The sequence below is a fragment of the Rhizobium sp. 25PS6 genome, assembly GCF_032464655.1.
GTDB lineage: Bacteria > Pseudomonadota > Alphaproteobacteria > Rhizobiales > Rhizobiaceae > Rhizobium > Rhizobium laguerreae.
In genome coordinates, this window is the sequence record NZ_JAWDIV010000008.1 from 67,826 (window position 1) to 83,006 (window position 15,181).

Sequence of the window (15,181 nt, forward strand, 5' to 3'; positions counted from 1 at the left end):
GATCTTCATGACTGAGACGCGACCTTCCGGTGCGCTGCTCTCAGCCCGCTCCTGTCGATCCAGCTTTTGATTTCGGTGGCAATCGCCTCGGGCTGGTCCTCGGGGGCGATATGGCGTGCCGGCCCACACCCTCTGATCTCCAGGCCTGCGATGTTGTCGCGGCACCACGAAATCATCTCGCTGCCGATTAACAGCGTTTCGGGGGGGCCTTCGAAGGTCAGCAGCAGCTTGGGAACCTCAGGACTGGCGGAAAGCCAGCGGTCATAGCCCTCAATCCTGGCGACTACATCGGCCGGCTCGCCGTTGATCGGCATGGCACGCGGCCATTTCAGCAGCGGGCGCCGGCTGTTACGGTCCGGATAGGGTGCGCGGTAGACATCCCAGTCGGCATCGCTAAGCCCTTTCAGCGTGGTCGCTCGCAAGGCCTGTTCGATGAAGAAATTTTCGTCGAGGACCTTGGCCTCGCCGGTTCCCGCACCCCGCAACAGTTCATAACGCGCCTTTCCGCCGCCTGGCAGATCCTCCCAGCTCATCGGCCGCAGAATGGTTTCCATGAAGGCGATGCCGCGCACCCGCTCGGCGTGGCGCGAGGCCCAGTCGAATGCCAGCGCGCCGCCCCAGTCGTGGCCGACGAGCACAATGTCGTCGAGGGCAAGCGCATCGAACCAGGCGTCGAGATAGGCGATGTGATCGCCATAGCGATAGCCGATGTCGGGTTTGCCGGAGCGCCCCATGCCGATCAGATCGGGCGCCAGGCAGCGGCCTGACCCGATACCGGGCATGATGTTCCGCCAGAGATGCGATGAGGTGGGATTGCCGTGAAGGAAGACGATCGGGTCGCCCTCCCCCAGCTCCTCGTAGGAGATGAACGAGGTGAGGATATCGATGGTCGGCATATGGAGCTCCACGCTTTCGTGCTATATAGGCAGGCGACTGTCCATTTATCATATAGACAGGTAACTGTCTATATTGCTGCGCGGGGTTTCATGTCGTCGTCTTCCCTTGGCCTGTTGTTGCGTCTGGTCCATCAGCATTGGACGCAGGCCGTCGAAGCGGCACTCGATGAGGCCGGCTACGGCGATATCCGCCCGCCGCACGCCAATGTCTTCACCTTCGCGCGCCCAGAGGGCATCCAGGTCAGCGAGCTGACCAAGCTCGCCCGTGTTCGCAAGCAGACGATGACGCAGGCCGTGGAAGAACTCGAGCGCTTGGGTTATGTCGAGCGCCGGCCTGATCCGAACGACCGCCGCGGCCGGCTGGTGTTTCTGACGGAAAAAGGCCAGGGGGTCAGGCCGATAGCGATGGCGGCGGGCCGGCGTGTCGATGAAAGCTGGGCGGCCTTGACCAGCCAGCAGCAGATGGACGATCTGCGGACAGCACTCCGGCGGCTGCTGGAACAGCTGCAATAGCAAGCGGGTTGGCATGAGAGCGACCCTTTCCACTTAACCGTCGCGCGACCGAAGGAGAATGTATGCCTGGTGACAACAGCAAAGGTGCCGACGAGGATGTCGTTATCATCGGCGCCGGTGCCGCCGGCATTGCCGCCGCCCGTCGCCTGCTGGCAATCCGCCCGGATCTGTCCATCCTCCTGCTTGAAGCTGGCGATCGTCTCGGCGGTCGCGCCTGGACGGCCAGTCTGCCTGAAGCAGCCGATATCGGGCTCGATCTCGGCTGCGGCTGGCTGCATGGCGCGCGGACCAATGCCTGGACTGCGATCGCCGGCGAGGTCGGACTGACGGTCGACCGCACGCCGGCACCCTGGAATGATGGCGGACGGCAGCTTCCGCGGGATGGCGCGGAGGCGCGTGCCGCAAGGCAGGCGATCGGCGCCTACTTCGAGCGCCTCGAGAGCCACGCGGGGAATGACGCAGCGATGGCCGATATGCTCGAGCCGGGCAATCCCTGGAACGGCCAGATCCGGGCGGTCGGCACCTATATCACCGGCGCCGAACTGGAGCGGTCGTCGGTCGTCGATTACAACAGATACGATCCCGGCCCTGGCCCTGACTGGCGGGTGCGCGAGGGCTATGGAACGCTGGTCTCGCTTTACGGTAAGCCGGTTCGGGCAAGGCTCGGCACCGAGGTAACCCGCATCGACCATCGTCATGCCGGTCGTATCGGCATCGAGACGAACCAGGGCGTGCTCAGTGCCCGCGCGGTGCTGGTGACGGTTTCGACGAATGTGCTTGCCGCCGGCAAGATCGCCTTCGACCCACCTTTGCCGGAGAAGATCGAAGCGGCGGCCCGTTTGCCGCTCGGGGTCGCCGACAAGCTCTTCTTAAGGCTCGCGAATCAGGAGGCGCTGCCGGCGGACACGCATATGCTCGGCTCCAACAGTCGCGGCGCGACCGGTACCTATCAGCTTCGGCCGTTCGGCGCGCCCGTCGTCGAGGCCTATTTCGCCGGCGACCTCGCGCATGATCTAGAGGGGCAAGGCAGAGAGGCTGCCTTTACCTTCGCTGGCGATGAACTGGCGGCGCATTTCGGCGCGGACATCCGGAAGGGGCTGTCAGTCGCCGCGATGTCGGCCTGGGCCGCAACGCCCCATATCGGCGGCTCCTATTCCTACGCCGAACCCGGCGCCTCCGATCAACGCGGCCGTCTCGCCGCGCCGCATGACGAGCGGATCTTCTTTGCCGGCGAGGCCTGTTCGACCTCGCGTTATTCGACTGCGCACGGCGCCTACGAGACCGGTGTCGCCGCAGCCGATCGGATCGCCGGCTCGTTGTCGTAAGATCCGTGCCTTGCCGGCTGCGACGGCAGGCAGGAATATTTTTTTCTCACTTGGTAGCGCGGGCGGGATTGGTTATGCTCCCCCTCGCCCCTGTGCTCCCAGCCCAGGGCGCTATACGTCATCCGGCGGCAAGCGGCCGCCTCAAGCACAATATTGTCATTGTCATTGATTGCAGGAGCCCCGGCTTCTACCCCGACGTTTGCACGTCGGCTGCGGGTATCCGCATGAGGAGGAAGAAATGGATTATCGCAAGCTCGGTCCCAGCGGGACCGTCGTCACCGCCTATTGCCTCGGCACCATGACCTTCGGCGCGGAGGCCGATGAGGCCGCCTCGCACAAGCTTCTCGACGATTATTTCGCCTGGGGCGGCAATTTCATCGATACCGCCGATGTCTACAGCGCCGGCAAGTCGGAAGAGATCATCGGAACCTGGCTGAAGGCACGCCCGACCGAGGCCCGCCAGGCGATCGTCGCCACCAAGGGGCGGTTCCCGATGGGCAACGGCCCCAACGATATCGGCCTGTCGCGCCGGCATCTTGGCCAGGCGCTCGACGATTCGCTCCGCCGCCTCGACCTCGAGCAGATCGACCTTTACCAGATGCATGCCTGGGACGCGCTGACGCCGATCGAGGAGACGCTGCGTTTCCTCGACGATGCGGTTTCCTCCGGCAAGATCGGCTATTACGGCTTCTCCAACTATGTCGGCTGGCACATCGCCAAGGCCTCGGAGATCGCCAAGGCGCGCGGCTATACCCGCCCGGTGACGCTGCAGCCGCAATATAACCTGCTGGTGCGCGACATCGAACTCGAGATCGTCGCGGCCTGCCAGGATGCCGGCATGGGTCTGTTGCCGTGGTCACCGCTCGGCGGCGGCTGGCTGACCGGCAAATACAAGCGCGACGAGATGCCGACGGGTGCCACCCGCCTCGGTGAAAACCCCAATCGCGGCGGCGAATCCTATGCGCCGCGTAATGCGCTGGAGCGAACCTGGGCGATCATCGCTGTCGTCGAGGAGATCGCCAAGGCGCATGGCGTCAGCATGGCGCAGGTGGCGCTCGCCTGGACGGCGGCGCAGCCGGCGATCACGTCCGTGATCCTCGGCGCCCGCACGCCGGAACAGCTCGCCGACAATCTCGGTGCGATGAAGCTCAAGCTCTCCGGCGACGACATGGCGAGGCTCAACGAAGCGAGCGCGCCTCAGCCGTTCGACTACCCCTACGGCAAGGGCGGCATCAACCAGCGCCATCGCAAGATCGAGGGTGGGCGCTGAGGTTTCCTTTGTCTTCGAATAACCCTGTCCGCTTCTCGCCGAAGCGGACAGTATATTCGTCGATGGCGGTGAGACGATCACGCGACGTCCGCTTCCATGAAAAAGCCGCCATGTTTCCATGGCGGCTTAGCGGCCTTTCTGCTTGGGAGGCGATTTTAGGCCGGAAGCTGGAAGATCACGTTGGCGATCAGGACGATCGCCAGGCCACCGGCGAGCGCGAGATAGGGCAGGATGCCGGCTTTCTTGACGCCGAGATCCTGGCCGACGAGGCCAAGATCCTCCATCGCGCCGGCCGGGAATTTACCGCCGTCGCGCACATAGTGGCGATAGGCGAAGACCGGCAGGATCAGGGCGGCGAAGATGAAGCCGACCCAGAGCGCATTGGAATAACCCCAGACCTTGGCACCGGCGCCGAGAAACAGCGCGTTGACGAAGGCCAGCACGGTATTGAGGCCGATCAGCCAGGTCGGCGCCTTCCAGGGGCGTTCGATATGGCCGGAATCCATCCGGTGGATCCAGCCGGAATTAAGATTCAGGAAGTTGAAGATGATGTAACCGACATTCGAGACGGCGAGCACGAAGAAATAGCCGCCGACATCCGAGGCAATCGCCAGCAGGAAGAGATTGAAGGCGAAATCGGTCCACATCGCCCGGGTCGGCGCGCCGTGTTCGTTGACGTGGTCGAGATATTTCGGCAGCCAGCCATCCTTCGAACCCTGGTAGAGCGTGCGCGACGAGCCGGCCATCGCCGTCATGATGGCGAGGAAGAGCGCCATGATCATCAACACGACGAGCAGCTGGGTAACGACGCGGCCGGCGCCGATCAGGCCGCCGAGCGCTTCGGCAACACCGGTGCCATCGACGATCCCGGGGGCCAGCATGCCTGCATGGCCGAGAACGCCCTGGAAGGCGAAGGGCACGAGGAAGAAAAACAGGCAGCAGGCAAGGCCGGAATAGAAGATCGCCTTGAAGGTGTCGGTCTTCGGGTTCTTGAGTTCGCGGGTGTAGCAGACCGCCGTCTCGAAGCCGTATGTCGACCAGGCGGCGATATAGAGGCCGCCGAGGAAGAGTGTCCAGCCGCCGTTGCTCCAGGTGCCGTCGGCAGCGGAATAGGCGGCTGTCGGCGGCACGAGGCCGGTGACGTTGGTGGCAAGGATCTGGCCGCTGACGATCGGGTAGAGGCCGATGATGAGCAGCGGCACCAGCACGATGATGGCCAGCCACTTCTGCACGCTTGCCGTTTCCGAAATGCCGCGATGCTGGATGGCGAAGATAATCAGCATCAGGATGCCGCCGATGAAGAAGGTGGCATTGATATTGGCGGTGGCAAGGAAGGGAATGCTGAAGCTGAAGAGCGACCAGCTGCGGATCGCCGGCGTGAGCGCCGCGACGCCATCGGTGCCGAGCAATGCCTTGACGGCGTCATCCGGCGTCGTGCCGGCATGGGCTGCGATATATTCGGCGACGCGGGGGCTGTCGGCCGTGACGGAAGCGGCATGCGCTGAGATCCAGTCGAGGACCATTTGCGAATCCGCTGCCGGAATCGGGTAGAATGCGTTGAGGATGTAGCCGGCGGCGATAGCGCAGCCGAGCGACAGCACCGGCGACCAGGCAAACCAGTTGCACCAGACGGAGAGCGGCGCGATGAATTTCGAGTAACGCAGCCAGGCGGTAGCGCCATAGACGGAAGCGCCGCCGGATTTGTTGGCGAACATGCCGGCGATCTCGGAATAGGTGAAGGATTGCAGGAAACCCATCACCATCGAGATGATCCAGACGACGAAGGCGAGCTTGCCCGTCGTGCCTGCGATGCCGCCAATGGAGAAAAGAACGAGCGGCGGCACGCCCGCAGCCACCCAGAATGCGCCCTTCCAGTCGAGCGCGCGTACAAGCTTACCTTCGGTGCCGGATGCAATCCCGGCCTCCACAACGTCTGTCATCGGTGAAATTCCCCATTCTATTTGTTCCGGACGTATCTTTGTACGTCTCCCTGAACGCGTCTCCCTGACAGTCTCAAGCCGGCCCGGATGATTTTGGCGATCCGTGTTCCCGACGGATTCCCGAGTCTCAATTCTTTATGCATAGTGAAGATATTTTCTTTTTAGTCAACATCACTTTACTTTCCCGGGGCATTTTGTAACCTGCATGGGTGGGTTGTCCGTGGACGCCCGATCCTCCCATGAGGGCAGTATGCGAGAACTTCATCCTGCTATGACAGGCCTGCGGCCGGCCGCTCCGAGCCTCGTGCATTATCCCGGCATTCCCACCCTGCCGGAGGGAACGGAGCGCTACAGGGCAAAGGGCGGCGGATCGGTCGTTATGCGCGTCGAGCCGGGAGACCGCGTCAGCGTCATCGACAGCGAGGGCGGTCAGCTCTGCGAGATCTCCTTCCTCGACGCGAAAGGGCGCTTCCTGGCGGCCGGTCTCGGAACGGCATTCAGCAATTCGGCCGAGGGTTTGAAGGCCATTCTTCAGGCGGAGGATGAGAGTGCCGCCCGCACGCGTGCCGCACTTCAGCGTCGCGGCGCCGATCTGGCGGCGGCCGGCGCGCTCAGCATCTTCGGGGCGGGATCGACGCCGGGCAGCCGGGCGGATTTCACGATTTCCATGAAGGGCCTGCTGATCGTCGCAGCACCTGCCAGCGCCATGTCGCCGGAGGCGCAGGATACGGCGACGCCGATCGAGATCAGGATCAAGCGCAGCCTGCTGATCCGCGATTACGCTTCCGCTTTGCCGGAACCGGCCGCCGATCCGGTCGAGGATATCCGCATCCGGGCGGCGACCGCCGCAGCCTATTTCGTGCGTGCCGGCGAATTCATCCAGATCATCGATGTTTATGGACGCCAATGCACAGATTTCCAGGCGTTTGCCGCCCGCAAGGTCGACAAGGGTCTCGACCTGGCGCTCGATTCCACCGTCACCCGCACGCTGCTCGGCCGCAGCTATCCGATGCCGGGTCTCCCCTCCAAGGCCTTCGACCGAGACTTCGAGCCGCTGGTCGAAATCGTCCAGGATACGGTCGGACGTCACGACGCTTTCGCGACCGCCTGCAATTCGCGCTATTACGACGACATGGGTTATCCCGGCCACGTCAACTGCACGGATAATTTCAACGCGGCGCTGGCGCCTTACGGCATTGCCGGCCGCAAGGGCTGGGAAGCGCTGAACTATTTCTACAACACCAATATCGACCACAACAACCAGCTCTATCTCGACGAGCCCTGGTCGCGTCCGGGCGATTACGTGCTGATGCGGGCGCTGACCGATCTCGTCTGTGTCTCTTCGTCCTGCCCTGACGATATCGACGCTGCGAACGGCTGGGATCCGACGGATATCCACGTCCGCACCTTTTCCGGAAAAGAGAAATTCTCACGAGCGGTAGCCTATCGCATGACCCCAGATGCAGACGCCGAACTGACGCGCGAAACCGCCTTCCATCCCCGCCTCTCCGCCTTGACGCGGGACTACACCGAATATCGCGGCTATTGGCTGCCGAACCGCTTTTCCAGCGAAGGGCCGGTCGAGGAATACTGGGCCTGCCGCCAGCGCGCCGCCGTCATCGACCTCTCGCCCTTGCGGAAATTCGAGGTGACGGGGCCGGATGCCGAAGAGCTGCTGCAATATTGCCTGACGCGCGACGTGCGCAAGCTGTCGACCGGCCAAGTCGTTTATTCCGCCATGTGCTACGAAAACGGCGGCATGATCGATGACGGCACGCTGTTCCGGCTCGGCGACAAGAACTTCCGCTGGATCGGCGGCGATGATTTCAGCGGCATATGGCTGCGCCAGCAGGCCGAGAAAAAGGGCTTCAAGGCCTGGGTCCGCTCCTCGACCGATCAGATGCACAATATCGCCCTGCAGGGGCCGAAGAGCCGCGATATCCTCAAGGAGATCATCTGGACTGCGCCGCGCCAGCCTGATATCGGCGAACTCGAATGGTTCCGCTTCACCGTCGGCCGCATCGGCGGCTTCGAGGGTGCCCCGATCGTCGTCTCGCGCACCGGTTACACCGGCGAACTCGGCTACGAGATCTTCTGCCACCCGAAGGATGCGCTGACGGTGTTTGACGCCGTCTGGGAGGCAGGCCAGTCGCACGGGTTGAAGCCGATGGGGCTGGAGGCGCTCGACATGGTCCGCATCGAGGCGGGCCTGATCTTCGCCCATCACGAATTCACTGACCAGACGGATCCGTTCGAGGCCGGGATCGGCTTCACGGTGCCGCTGAAATCCAAGCAGGACGATTTCATCGGCCGCGAGGCGCTGATCCGGCGCAAGGAGCATCCGCGTCATCTGCTCGTCGGTCTCGATATTAAGGCCAACGAGGCGGTCGGCCATGGCGATTGCATCCATATCGGCCGGGCGCAGGTGGGCGTTATTACCAGCGCCACGCGCTCGCCGATCCTCGGCAAGACGATCGCGCTCGCCCGCATCGATGTGATGCATGCAAGCCCCGGCACCGAGGTCGAGATCGGCAAGCTCGACGGCCACCAGAAGCGCCTGCCGGCGACGATCGTGCCGCTTTCGCACTACGACCCGCAGAAGACGCGGCCGCGCTCATAACGCCTGCTTTGGGTCGAGGACGGTGATCGGCGTCTCGGCATGCAAGGCGGCCGGGATGCAACCTGATGATGAGTGAGTGGCCCTGAAAAACTAAAAGTTGACAAATTCGAGTTGAGTGACTATATCTCGGTGGTCGATATTGCTTGTTTGACTTTTGTTATCGCACGCTGGCAACGTGCCCTGGACGAACTTCCCTCTTCAAAATCGAGATCATCATCCGTCGTGCTTCCGCACGTGCGGTCGTCAATTGCTATGAAAGGGTTTGTTATGACCACTGGCACAGTTAAATGGTTCAATTCCACCAAAGGCTTCGGCTTCATTCAGCCTGATGACGGCGGCGCTGACGCCTTCGTCCACATCTCTGCCGTCGAACGCGCTGGCATGCGCGAAATCGTCGAAGGCCAGAAGATCGGCTACGAGCTTGAGCGCGATAACAAGTCGGGCAAAATGTCCGCTTGTAATCTCCAAGCTGCTTAAACTGAAATCTGCTTTCCTTTGACCGCGGATGTACCGGCACAGTCGAAAGTATGATACTATTAAGGTCAGGCAATTTGCCTGGCCTTTTTGCTGCGTTCGCCAAGCGGGCTCATAAATCCAGGATTGATATGACAGAGTCACACAGCAAATCACGCAAGCAGGCGGAGATTGCCTTCGGAAACGTGCAATCGCAGTTCCTGGCGCGAAGCCGCGCAGTCGAGGAAATCGATTCGACCGTACGTGCCCGCGAGGAAAAAACCTTGCGGTTACGCGAAGCGCGTGAGGCCAAGGAATTGCAGGATCGCTTGACAGGGGTTACTGCTCCCAGCGCGAAGCGAAAAAAGAAAATCTGACCCTACCGAATAATTCCTTAAATCGGATTCGATTTCAGGATAAAATGTAGATGTTCAAATATTGCAGCGTCCTTTGCGCGTCTGAAGACGCGCGGCGCCGTAGGGTCGAAGTCAAACAGTCAGGAAACAGATTTGAAAAACGCCAGAAACAACGAGCTTTCCGATCGCCGCAGCGCCGCTGCCGAAGCCAAGGCGGCTCTCCTCAATGCGTATCGTAGCGCCAAGGATTCAGCCGAACCCACAAGGCTGGCAAAGCAGGCGGAGCGTCAAGCCATTGCCGCGGCCAGGGAAGAACGTCGCGCTCAGCGGGAACGGGTCAAGCTCGAGGAGCTGGAGCGGGCTCAGGCCGCCGAGGCCGAACGTCAGGCTGCCGCCGAGGCCGCAGCACGCGCCGATGCCGACGCGCGCGAAGCGGCTGACAAAGACCGGATCGCCCGCGTGATTGCCGACGAAGCTGCCCGAAAGGCCGAACGCGACCTGCGTTACGCCAATCGCAAAGCCAGGAAGTCCTGATCGTCAGCGCCGCCTGTCGTCAAGACAGGCAGCGCTCTCTTTCAAGCGGCCTGCACGGCTGCATTCAGCGGGATTTCGACGTCGATCTCAAGGGTCGAGACGTACTCGTTGCGATCGATCGTCACCTGCACCTTGTCGTGGTCAAGCTGCACATGCTTTGCGATCACCGCCAGGATTTCCTCGCGCAGCAGGGTAACCAGGTCCGACCCCGCCGAGGAACGTTCATGGGCGAGAAGGACCTGCAGCCGTTCGCGGGCGGCCGGTGCGGTTCTCTGCTTGTTGAAAAGACGGAAAATGTTCATGCCGCCCTCCGTCCGAAGATCTTGCCGAAAATATTCCTCTTTTCCTCTGGGATCGCGATCGGCACAACTTCGCCGGCGAGCCGGCGAGCGGCGTCGAAATAGGCCATCGCAGCCGCGCTGCGGCTGTCTGCCAGCGTGACCGGCGCACCGATATTGGATGCACGCAGAACATCCATGCTTTCGGGTATGATGCCGAGCAGCGGGATGGACAGGATTTCCAGGACGTCGTCGACCTTGAGCATGTCGCCGCGTTCGGCGCGGTTGGCGTCGTAGCGGGTGAGCAGCAGGTGCTTTTCCATCCGTTCGCCGCGTTCGGCCTTGGCAGTCTTGGCATCCAGCAAGCCGATGATGCGATCCGAATCGCGCACCGAGGAGACCTCGGGATTGGTGACGACCACGGCAACATCGGCGTGGCGCATGGCGAGCGTTGCGCCGCGCTCGATCCCGGCGGGGCTGTCGCAGATGATCCAGTCGAAATAGCGCTTCAGGTCGTTGATGACGCGCTCGACGCCCTCGGCCGTCAGATTGTCCTTGTCGCGCGTCTGCGAGGCCGGCAGCAGGAACAGCGTTTCCAGCCGCTTGTCGCGGATCAGCGCCTGGGTAAGCTTGGCATCGCCTTGGATGACATTGATCAGGTCGTAGACGACCCTGCGCTCGGCGCCCATGACGAGGTCGAGATTGCGCAGGCCGACATCGAAATCGACGACGACCACTTTTTCATTGCGTTGCGCCAGCGCCGCTCCCAATGCGGCGGTCGAGGTGGTCTTGCCAACCCCGCCCTTGCCTGACGTGACGACGATCACTTTCCCCATCATTGTCTCTCCTTTGCCGTGGCCCCAGTAATTCAAAGTGTTAAAGCGTCCTTTGCGGCTCTCGATGAGACGCGCGGCGCTGTCGTCAGATCAGTTTCTCTGCCATGATCGCGTCGTCTTCGAGCCAGAGCTGAACTGCCTGTCCGCGAAGATTGGGCGCCATGTCTTCCGCCATTTTGTAGATGCCGTCGATTGCAACCAGCTCGGCCTCGAGCTTGCGGCAAAAGATCCGCGCCGATGCGTTTCCGATGGATCCCGCCATGGCTCGGCCACGCAAGGCGCCATAGATATGGACGGACCCGCCGGCGATGACCTCGGCACCCGAGGCGACCGATCCGATGACGGTGACGTCGCCTTCCGGAAAGATCACCGATTGCCCCGAGCGCACCGGCTCCCGGATGACGATCGATTGCATGGCCGGGCGGGTCTCTGCCAATGCCGGTTTGCCGGGCGGATCGGCAGGCTCCTTTGCCTGAACCTCGATATCGGAAACCGAACGACCGCCTTTGAGTGCCGGCGGCATGCCGGATCCGAGGATCGAAGGCCGCGCGCCCTCGATGCCCATGATGCTGACATTGCGCTTGGCAAGTTCGGCAATCAGGTCCTTCAGCTGCGGCCGGTCGATTTGCAGGTCCGTCAGATCGAGCACGACAGGCCGTCCGAGGAAGAAGCCGGCCGAACGCGCGGCCAGATCGTCCAGCCGGATCAACCAATCATCGATCGGCAGGTCCGGAGACAGCATGACCGCGAGGAAAGAGCGGCCCTTGATGCGGATAGAGCGAGCGTCTGTTAGCACTTTGGTCATCTATGTGAAGAAATCGTTGACCATGTCTACCGCTGCTATGGTTAACAAAAAGTTAACGCGGCCTTAATATCACCCACAATCACCTGAGATTTTTTAAGCGCATAATTACCGCAAGTTATTGGAAAAGCGTTGCTATCGCCGGAAGCGCTGCGCGGTTAATGTTGCCGCTTCGACCTGAGCCGCAAATCTGCCGCTGCTTGGGGTAAAGCTCAGCCTTCGGCCTTGCGTTGTGCGTTGGAAATGGCGCGTGCGGCTTCTTCCGAGGAGTTGGCAAGCGTGCGCATTTCTGCGGCCAGCACCGCAAAACCCGATCCGGCCGTGCCGGCGCGGGCGGCCTCGATGCCGGCATTGACGGCAAGCAGCTTCAGGTAGCGCAGCGATTGCAGGATTTCATTGGTCTTCGAGGCGGTGACGCGCATGCCGGAGGTCTGTTCATCGATTCGCTGATAGAGCGATTCGATGTTGATGATGCTGCCTTCGAGATAGAGAAGCTCACCCTTCTCGTCCCAGATGCCGCCGCCGGTCTCGGTCACCCAGATGAGATGACCCATGGCATGGCGGATGCGGTATTCCATCGTCCAGTCTGTGCGCTTCTCCAGCGCCCGTCCGACGATCTCGTCCATCAGAGGCACGTCTTCTTCGTACATGATCGAGGTGAAGGTCCGCGTGCGGTTGCCGATGATTTCGTCGACGGGATAACCGAAGATGCGCTCGATGCCGTTGGTCATCTCCAGCATCGTGTAGTTTTCGTCGGCACGGCAGCGATAGAGAAAACCGCTCATGCGCCCGAGAATGCTCGTTTGAAAATCCATGAAGGCCACATTCGAAGAGAAGAGTTGCAGATGGATTTATGTCGTCTCAATTAAAAGGCGCACGTCACAATGCCGGAAGAGAGCGCGAACACCCTCCTCCGGCAATGCAGGCCCGCCGCATCAGTTCCGCAGATATTCCTCCATGGAATCGTCGAGCGCCTCGACCCAGGACGTGTGGTGCGTCGGCGACATATTGCCGGTCATCAGCGATCGGTAGGCATGGTCGCGGAAGCCCATGATGTTGTGGGCCTTGTGATGTTCCCACTCCATGAAGGTCTGATTGGTCCCCTCGATGTCGAAGCTGGGATAATCGGTTTCGGCGAGCAGTTCCTTCACATAGTCGCCCTGATACCAGATCATCTGCTCGGCATCCTCGAGCGTTTCCTCACGGGCGCGCCACATGTCGAAATTGGCTTTCAGCTCCTCTTCGGATGGCAGGGTGATGCGGCCCATCATCACGTCGCGCGCCCACCAGGCCTGCACGTCGAACATGTTGAAGGTGTAGAACTGGTCCTGCATGCCGATATAGAAAAGCTGCGGATTCTTGTCGAAAATCACCCCCTTGTAGAGGCTGTCGGCCCAGAGGCGGTTGGCGGTCTTCAGCCGGAGATCGTCGGGCAGGAAGGGGAAATGGTGCTGGTAGCCGGTGCAAAGGATCACGGCATCGACCTCCTTGGTCGAGCCGTCGAGGAAGTGCGCCGTGCGGTTTTCGAGCCTGGTCAGCAGCGGCCGCTCTTCGAAATTCTCCGGCCATTTGAAGCCCATCGGCTTTGAGCGGTAGCTCGTCGTCACCGATTTCGCGCCATATTTCCAGCATTGCGAGCCGATGTCCTCGGCCGAATAGCTGCGGCCGACGATGAGGATGTCCTTGCCCTTGAACTCAAGCGCGTCGCGGAAGTCGTGGGCGTGTAGCACGCGGCCGTTAAAGGTCTTCACACCCTCGAAATAGGGCACGTTCGGCGTCGAGAAATGACCTGATGCCACGACGACATAGTCGAATTCCTCGTCATACATCCGGTCCTCGATGCGGTTATGCGCCGTCACCGTGAACTTCTTCGTGTCATCGTCGAAGCGGACCATGCGCACCGGCGTGCTGAAGCGCACCCAGTGGCGGACATTGGCCTTCTCGACGCGGCCCTTGATATAATCCCAGAGCACGGCGCGCGGCGGATAGGAAGCGATCGGCTTGCCGAAATGCTCCTCGAAGGAATAGTCGGCGAATTCGAGGCATTCCTTCGGGCCGTTCGACCAGAGGTAACGATACATGCTGCCGTGGACCGGCTCGCCATATTCGTCGAGCCCGGTGCGCCAGGTATAGTTCCAGAGCCCGCCCCAGTCCGACTGCTTTTCGAAGCAGACGATCTCCGGGATCTCGGCGCCCTTCTGGGCGGCCGATTGAAAGGCGCGCAGCTGCGCCAGCCCGGAAGGCCCGGCACCGATGACGGCTACTCTTGTCATGAAGCATTCCCCTCTTGATTATATCGCATTGTCTTGCTTGTCAGTCCGGATAGATGCCGGGGCTGGTCGGCGCCCCGTCGTCATATTTGGAAAGCCAGTCGATCGTCGTCTCGCGGAAGCGGGTGAGGCCCTTGTAGTCGATAAGCTCGGGCGGCAGCGTCTTCAGCACGCGCGGGAAGCGGCGTGCCCATTTCGGCACGGTGACGAGTTCTTCCATGTTCATCAGGTAGCAGCGGATGACGAAGAGGATGGCGTTCGAGCGCGGCAGGCGCCAAAGGCTCTGCAGCTCGACGCGCAGATGCACCTTCTCGCCGACATTCTCCGGCGTCACCGTGGTGCGGTCGGGACCCCATTTGTGGTAATTCTCCGGGCTGGTGTCGAGCCGCGGATTGATCGTCATCGTCCAGTTGAAGCGCCGTGTCGGCTTGCCCTGCTGCAGGTTCAGCAGGAATTTCAGCGCTCTGTCGAAGACGCCGATCTGGTGGGCGAGCGGCACCGGCCCGTGCCATTCCATGAAGTTCATGCCGATATCGAAATCGAGCGACCAGTCGGCCTGCGTCGTCACCATGCCGGCATCCATCCAGAGATTGCCGTCGCGCTGGTCGACGATGCAGAAATCGCCCTGGGCCTGGCGGGTGATATATTCGAAGGGCTCATAGCGCAGCGTCGAGGCGTCGCCGAAGGTGAAGCTGTCGTCGATGCCGAGCGGGCGGTTGATCCAGCGCCACTGGTCGCCGTTGCGGATCAGCGTGAAGTGGTCGGGGTAACCCGCCGCCTGCTCTTCCATCAAGAGTTCCAGCGTATCCCATTGTGCGCTCATCATGTGCGGCAGGGCCTGATAGCGTAGCGGATCTTCCTTCAGCACCAGCGCCCGGTCATGCATCTCGGCGACATAGTGCTCGTCGACGTCGATCAGGCTTTCGTAGACGGTTCCCGCCCGGCCGTGCACATGCGGCTCCATGTTGACCGAATACATGTATTCGTCGCGGTCGAAGGGAAACGGGAAACGCCGGATGTTCTCGGGGCTATTCCGATAGCTGAAATCGTTCCGGAAGGTTTCCTGCTTGAAGACGATTGCCATGTCC

The 15,181-nt window shown here is 61.5% G+C and carries 15 protein-coding genes; 7 read left to right on the forward strand and 8 right to left on the reverse strand.

Annotated features, from left to right (window positions below; translation table 11 throughout):
* Window positions 1-5: 5 nt before the first annotated feature.
* On the reverse strand, window positions 6-896 hold the full coding sequence (locus RWK44_RS13265; protein WP_221947877.1) for a haloalkane dehalogenase: 891 nt from the start codon (window positions 894-896) through the stop codon (window positions 6-8).
* Here RWK44_RS13265 and RWK44_RS13270 point away from each other — a divergent pair, their 5' ends adjacent.
* The 3 genes from RWK44_RS13270 (at window position 897) to RWK44_RS13280 (ending at window position 4,004) form a co-directional block, all read left to right on the forward strand.
* Window positions 897-1,409, forward strand: coding sequence for a MarR family winged helix-turn-helix transcriptional regulator (locus RWK44_RS13270; RefSeq protein ID WP_018071248.1), 513 nt, complete (start codon window positions 897-899; stop codon window positions 1,407-1,409). It abuts the gene before it with no gap.
* A 62-nt stretch (window positions 1,410-1,471) separates the two neighbouring features.
* Entirely contained in the window at window positions 1,472-2,734 is a 1,263-nt protein-coding gene (locus RWK44_RS13275) for a flavin monoamine oxidase family protein (protein ID WP_221999165.1), read from the forward strand.
* 238 nt (window positions 2,735-2,972) lie between these two features.
* On the forward strand, window positions 2,973-4,004 hold the full coding sequence (locus tag RWK44_RS13280) for an aldo/keto reductase (RefSeq protein ID WP_131662516.1): 1,032 nt from the start codon (window positions 2,973-2,975) through the stop codon (window positions 4,002-4,004).
* Between the two features lie 155 nt (window positions 4,005-4,159).
* On the opposite strand, the gene RWK44_RS13285 is transcribed toward RWK44_RS13280, so the two are convergent.
* The gene (locus RWK44_RS13285; protein ID WP_316028919.1) at window positions 4,160-5,944 is read right to left on the reverse strand and encodes an APC family permease; all 1,785 of its coding nucleotides are present in this window, start codon (window positions 5,942-5,944) and stop codon (window positions 4,160-4,162) included.
* 250 nt (window positions 5,945-6,194) lie between these two features.
* On the opposite strand from RWK44_RS13285, the gene RWK44_RS13290 reads away from it, so the two are divergent.
* From RWK44_RS13290 to RWK44_RS13305, 4 genes are all read left to right on the forward strand, one after another.
* Window positions 6,195-8,564 (forward strand): DUF1989 domain-containing protein, encoded by a 2,370-nt coding sequence (locus RWK44_RS13290; RefSeq protein ID WP_131662514.1) that lies wholly within the window; start codon window positions 6,195-6,197, stop codon window positions 8,562-8,564.
* Window positions 8,565-8,831: 267 nt separating this feature from the next.
* Window positions 8,832-9,041, forward strand: a complete 210-nt coding sequence (locus RWK44_RS13295; protein ID WP_003548109.1) for a cold-shock protein — start codon at window positions 8,832-8,834, stop codon at window positions 9,039-9,041.
* Window positions 9,042-9,169: 128 nt separating this feature from the next.
* Window positions 9,170-9,394 (forward strand): hypothetical protein, encoded by a 225-nt coding sequence (locus RWK44_RS13300; RefSeq protein WP_026265582.1) that lies wholly within the window; start codon window positions 9,170-9,172, stop codon window positions 9,392-9,394.
* 132 nt (window positions 9,395-9,526) lie between these two features.
* A complete protein-coding gene (locus RWK44_RS13305) occupies window positions 9,527-9,907 on the forward strand; it encodes a DUF6481 family protein (protein ID WP_020052803.1) in 381 nt (126 codons plus the stop codon).
* Window positions 9,908-9,948: 41 nt separating this feature from the next.
* Here RWK44_RS13305 and minE read toward each other — a convergent pair whose 3' ends face one another.
* The 6 genes from minE to RWK44_RS13335 form a co-directional block, all read right to left on the reverse strand.
* A complete protein-coding gene (gene minE, locus RWK44_RS13310) occupies window positions 9,949-10,209 on the reverse strand; it encodes a cell division topological specificity factor MinE (RefSeq protein WP_003548116.1) in 261 nt (86 codons plus the stop codon).
* Entirely contained in the window at window positions 10,206-11,021 is an 816-nt protein-coding gene (minD, locus tag RWK44_RS13315) for a septum site-determining protein MinD (RefSeq protein WP_025397600.1), read from the reverse strand. The genes minE and minD overlap by 4 nt, the downstream gene beginning before the upstream one ends.
* Before the next feature lie 85 nt (window positions 11,022-11,106).
* Window positions 11,107-11,826, reverse strand: a complete 720-nt coding sequence (gene minC / locus RWK44_RS13320) for a septum site-determining protein MinC (protein WP_020052804.1) — start codon at window positions 11,824-11,826, stop codon at window positions 11,107-11,109.
* A 209-nt stretch (window positions 11,827-12,035) separates the two neighbouring features.
* Window positions 12,036-12,638 (reverse strand): methyl-accepting chemotaxis protein, encoded by a 603-nt coding sequence (locus tag RWK44_RS13325; protein WP_128439150.1) that lies wholly within the window; start codon window positions 12,636-12,638, stop codon window positions 12,036-12,038.
* Between the two features lie 120 nt (window positions 12,639-12,758).
* Window positions 12,759-14,096, reverse strand: coding sequence for an NAD(P)/FAD-dependent oxidoreductase (locus RWK44_RS13330; protein ID WP_316028920.1), 1,338 nt, complete (start codon window positions 14,094-14,096; stop codon window positions 12,759-12,761).
* Between the two features lie 40 nt (window positions 14,097-14,136).
* On the reverse strand, window positions 14,137-15,177 hold the full coding sequence (locus RWK44_RS13335; protein ID WP_316028921.1) for a heme-dependent oxidative N-demethylase family protein: 1,041 nt from the start codon (window positions 15,175-15,177) through the stop codon (window positions 14,137-14,139).
* Window positions 15,178-15,181 lie beyond the last annotated feature (4 nt).

Coding starts and splice junctions, on each gene's coding strand:
- RWK44_RS13285 (WP_316028919.1), bottom strand. CDS start 5,944: ATGACAGACGTTGTGGAGGCCGGGATTGCATCCGGCACCGAAGGTAAG.
- RWK44_RS13290 (WP_131662514.1), top strand. CDS start 6,195: ATGCGAGAACTTCATCCTGCTATGACAGGCCTGCGGCCGGCCGCTCCG.
- RWK44_RS13325 (WP_128439150.1), bottom strand. CDS start 12,638: ATGGATTTTCAAACGAGCATTCTCGGGCGCATGAGCGGTTTTCTCTAT.
- minE (WP_003548116.1), bottom strand. CDS start 10,209: ATGAACATTTTCCGTCTTTTCAACAAGCAGAGAACCGCACCGGCCGCC.
- minC (WP_020052804.1), bottom strand. CDS start 11,826: ATGACCAAAGTGCTAACAGACGCTCGCTCTATCCGCATCAAGGGCCGC.
- RWK44_RS13270 (WP_018071248.1), top strand. CDS start 897: ATGGAGCTCCACGCTTTCGTGCTATATAGGCAGGCGACTGTCCATTTA.
- RWK44_RS13280 (WP_131662516.1), top strand. CDS start 2,973: ATGGATTATCGCAAGCTCGGTCCCAGCGGGACCGTCGTCACCGCCTAT.
- RWK44_RS13335 (WP_316028921.1), bottom strand. CDS start 15,177: ATGGCAATCGTCTTCAAGCAGGAAACCTTCCGGAACGATTTCAGCTAT.
- RWK44_RS13300 (WP_026265582.1), top strand. CDS start 9,170: ATGACAGAGTCACACAGCAAATCACGCAAGCAGGCGGAGATTGCCTTC.
- minD (WP_025397600.1), bottom strand. CDS start 11,021: ATGGGGAAAGTGATCGTCGTCACGTCAGGCAAGGGCGGGGTTGGCAAG.
- RWK44_RS13265 (WP_221947877.1), bottom strand. CDS start 896: ATGCCGACCATCGATATCCTCACCTCGTTCATCTCCTACGAGGAGCTG.
- RWK44_RS13295 (WP_003548109.1), top strand. CDS start 8,832: ATGACCACTGGCACAGTTAAATGGTTCAATTCCACCAAAGGCTTCGGC.
- RWK44_RS13275 (WP_221999165.1), top strand. CDS start 1,472: ATGCCTGGTGACAACAGCAAAGGTGCCGACGAGGATGTCGTTATCATC.
- RWK44_RS13330 (WP_316028920.1), bottom strand. CDS start 14,096: ATGACAAGAGTAGCCGTCATCGGTGCCGGGCCTTCCGGGCTGGCGCAG.